This window comes from Limnohabitans sp., from assembly GCF_040400975.1.
Taxonomy (GTDB): Bacteria; Pseudomonadota; Gammaproteobacteria; order Burkholderiales; family Burkholderiaceae_C; genus Limnohabitans_A.
Window position 1 is genome coordinate 1 of record NZ_JBBAPF010000046.1, and the last position, 1,791, is coordinate 1,791.

2 protein-coding genes are annotated in these 1,791 nt (G+C 59.9%); both read left to right on the top strand.

Annotated features, from left to right (window positions below; all coding sequences use genetic code 11):
- Positions 1-1,101, top strand: a 1,101-nt coding sequence (locus ABWQ00_RS15270) for a homoserine dehydrogenase (RefSeq protein ID WP_353239518.1), incomplete at its 5' end; no start/stop codon positions are given.
- On the top strand, positions 1,101-1,791 hold a 691-nt coding region (locus ABWQ00_RS15275), incomplete at its 3' end, for a PALP domain-containing protein (RefSeq protein WP_502908161.1). The genes ABWQ00_RS15270 and ABWQ00_RS15275, both read left to right, overlap by 1 nt.

A 1,791-nucleotide genomic window follows, 5' to 3' on the forward strand; every position in this document is an offset into this window, starting at 1 on the left:
GTCGTCGTCGAGCTGATCGGCGGCTACGGCATCGCCCGCCAGCTGGTGCTCGAGGCGATCGCGCAGCGCAAGCACGTGGTCACCGCCAACAAGGCGCTGCTCGCGGTGCACGGCAACGAGATCTTCGCCGCCGCACGCGACAAGGGCGTCACCGTCGCCTTCGAGGCCGCGGTGGCCGGCGGCATCCCCATCATCAAGGCGTTGCGCGAAGGCCTCACGGCCAACAGCATCCAGTGGGTGGCCGGCATCATCAACGGCACGACCAACTTCATCTTGTCCGAGATGCGCGATAAGGGTTTGGACTTTGGCGATGTGCTCAAAGAAGCTCAGCGTTTGGGTTACGCTGAAGCCGATCCGACCTTTGACATTGAGGGCGTGGATGCGGCGCACAAAGTGACACTGATGAGCGCAATCGCGTTTGGCATTCCGGTGCAGTTTGACAAGGCCTATGTCGAGGGCATCACGAAACTGGGCGCGGCCGACATCAAGTACGCCGAGCAACTGGGCTACCGCATCAAGCTGCTGGGCATCACCAAGCGCACCGCGCAAGGCATCGAGTTGCGCGTGCACCCCAGCCTGGTGCCAACCCAGCGCTTGATCGCGAATGTGGAAGGCGCTATGAACGCGGTGATGGTGCAAGGCGATGCCGTGGGCACCACCTTGTATTACGGCAAGGGCGCAGGCTCCGAGCCCACCGCCAGTGCGGTGATTGCCGACTTGGTGGACATCACCCGTTTGCACACTGCCGACCCCCTCAACCGCGTGCCACACTTGGCTTTCCAGCCGGGGGCCATGAGCGATTTGAGTGTGTTGCCCATGTCCGAAGTCGTGACCAGCTATTACCTGCGTTTGCGCGTGGCCGATCAAGCTGGCGTTCTGGCCAAGCTGACTGGCTTGCTGGCCCAAGCAGACATCAGCATCGATGCGGTTTTACAGCGCGAGGCCGATCAGGTCAGCCAAGCCGATGAAAATCAGACCGATGTGATCATCTTGACCCACGACACGAGCGAAGGCACGCTGAACGATGTACTGGCCCAAATGCAGGCCCTTCCAACCGTGATGGCACCCATTGTGCGCATTCGCAAGGAAGAGTTGAACTGATGCGCTACCTGTCGACACGTGGTCATGCCGACCGCAAGCAATTTTGTGAAATCCTTCTCGAAGGTCTGGCCCCTGACGGCGGTTTGTACTTGCCCGAAAGCTACCCGCAGGTCGATGCTTCGGCGCTGACGCGTTTGCGCGAAGTCTGGCAAAGCCAAGGCTATGCAGCTTTGGCTTTTGAGGTGTTGTCGCTGTACATTGATGACATTCCACGCGAGGACTTGTGGACCTTGTGCAGCAAAACCTACACGCCTGAGGTGTTCGGTACCAAAGAAATCGTACCGCTTAAGCCCTTGCAGGCCGCGGGTCAAGCCCAGCCCGACATGTTTTTGGAGGCCTTGTCCAATGGCCCCACTTTGGCCTTCAAAGACATGGCCATGCAGTTGCTGGGCAATTTGTTTGAGTACGAATTGGCTCGGCGCGGCGAAGCGCTGAACATTTTTGGTGCCACATCGGGAGACACGGGAAGTGCGGCTGAATACGCCATGCGGGGCAAAAAGCGCGTACGTGTTTTCATGACCAGCCCGAATGGCCGCATGAGCCCGTTCCAGCTAGCGCAAATGTTCAGCCTGCTCGACGAGAACATCCGAGAGATCGAAAGCGCTTTGGCTCTGGCAGACACGGCATCCGTGAGCATCGACGCGGCCGCGTGGGCGGCCCTAGGTCGGCGACGCTTGTTCGCGACGTCCC